The organism is Microvirga arabica (assembly GCF_016811235.1).
Classification (GTDB): Bacteria; Pseudomonadota; Alphaproteobacteria; order Rhizobiales; family Beijerinckiaceae; genus Microvirga; species Microvirga arabica.
The window spans coordinates 1-1669 of sequence record NZ_JAFBID010000181.1; the positions used below are offsets into that span (position 1 = coordinate 1).

1 protein-coding gene is annotated in these 1669 nt (G+C 63.8%); it reads right to left on the reverse strand.

From position 1 onward, the window contains the following. Nucleotides 1-42 precede the first annotated feature (42 nt). The gene (locus JQC81_RS32275; RefSeq protein ID WP_203275838.1) at nucleotides 43-1599 is read right to left on the reverse strand and encodes an ISL3 family transposase; all 1557 of its coding nucleotides are present in this window, start codon (nucleotides 1597-1599) and stop codon (nucleotides 43-45) included. Between the last annotated feature and the right edge of the window lie 70 nt (nucleotides 1600-1669).

Genomic DNA, 1669 nt, shown 5'->3' on the forward strand with positions numbered 1-1669 from the left:
TTGGCTCTGACGCAGTTTTGATGCACCAGTCGCCATGAGCTGTCATTCCGCTCCAACCAATCTGGCTTGCAGGAGATCGAGGTGGCCTCTGCCGTACATCTGGCGCTTCACGAGCTTGAGTTTCGTGATCTGACCCTCTGTCTGACCATTTGACCATGGTAGCGTAATCGCCGCACGAACAGCGACCTCGTCCTTGGCGATACCAGTGGCGAACGATGCCACGAGGCTCTCACGCGCTCGGCTGATCCATGACGTCAGGTCAGCCTCGCGTCCACTCCGGATCAGGGTCTGGAACTCCGCAACCGTGTCGCGGGCACTGGCGAGCGCTGGCACGCCGCTTTCGATGGCGGCGATGGTCACGGTCTCCCTCTTGGAGAGCGTATCTCGCCCCGTACTCATCTGCCGGGCGATGGTCCTGGCGGATGGAATGCGCTGAAGCTGCTCGTCTTCAATCCGCTCAGCCCGACGGCGGCGGGTGGCCCATTCCCCCACAACGCGCAGCGAACCGCGGAAGCCGCTGGCCAGCAGACGCCGCCAGAGCTCGGCACCATTGCGGCATCCTCCGGTCCAGAGGGCCTCAAGCAGCGGCCAATATGCCTCAAGACTGCTCTCCCGCTGGCGGAAGACATCGCTTCGGCCACCCCGCAAGATCTGCCGTACCGTGCCGCGGCTCAGACCCGTTTGCCGGACGATCTGCTTGATCGGAACGCCGTCCGCGCTGAGAGCCATAACCGTTGCGTTGGTCTCCTCGCGGCGCAAGTAGCCCTCGTACTGAATGCGTTCGGCACAGGTGAGAAGGTGCGAGTTGATTGTTGCCGATCCAATGACCTGACGGATCTGGCGCATCGACTTGCGGACAGCATCCAGAAAAGCGTGGCTGGCGTTCTCCATCAGATGCCAGCGATCCGCGACCTGCACCGCATCTGGCAGCGCCTTGGCCGCGGCCTCGCCATATCCGCCGCCTCGGTCGCGAGCAACAACCGTAATCTCCGGGTGGCTGGCCAGCCATGCCTGTGCGGTGGCCTGCTCCCGGTCCGGGAGGAGGGAGGCGATCCGCCGCCGTTCGAGATCACAGACGATGGTGCCGTAGCGATGATTGCGGCGCCAAGCCCAATCATCGATGCCGATGACGCTCAGCGGCTCGGAAGGAAGGCGGGTATGCCGGCGCAAAATGCGCAGAAGAGTATCCTTGCTCACAGGCAGCATCAGCCGCCGGGCCAAGCGCGTGGCAGGTCGCCCGCCCAGAGCTAGCCCGAGGTGGTGGGCAATGCCCTCGAGCCGGGCGGTTCGCCGGGCATGGCGGGCGATCACATCCGGGGCAAAGCGTTCGGTGAAGATCCGCCGCCCGCACCGCACAGCATCACAGCGGAAGCGCCGCGCCCGGATCAGGAACTCGACGGGTCGACCCGCCAGCGGCAGATCCGCCACGCGCCGGAGATAGTGGCTATGCACACGTGAGGAGATGGTGCCGCAAGAAGGGCATGCAACAGATCGGTGAGCGGAATGGACAGTGATGGTCACTTGCTGTGGCTCAGCGTGGATCTGATCGACGATCAGGCCGGGCGGAATCAAAGCTGAGGGGCGCAGGCTTGGGTGCATGATGCTGCCTCCTTCCGGAAGACAGCCTCAGTTCAGTCCTCAATTGCACCAAAACTGCGTCAGAGCCAAA

Excerpts from the sequence above, each read along its gene's own strand:
- JQC81_RS32275 (WP_203275838.1), bottom strand. The coding sequence starts at position 1,599 with ATGCACCCAAGCCTGCGCCCCTCAGCTTTGATTCCGCCCGGCCTGATC.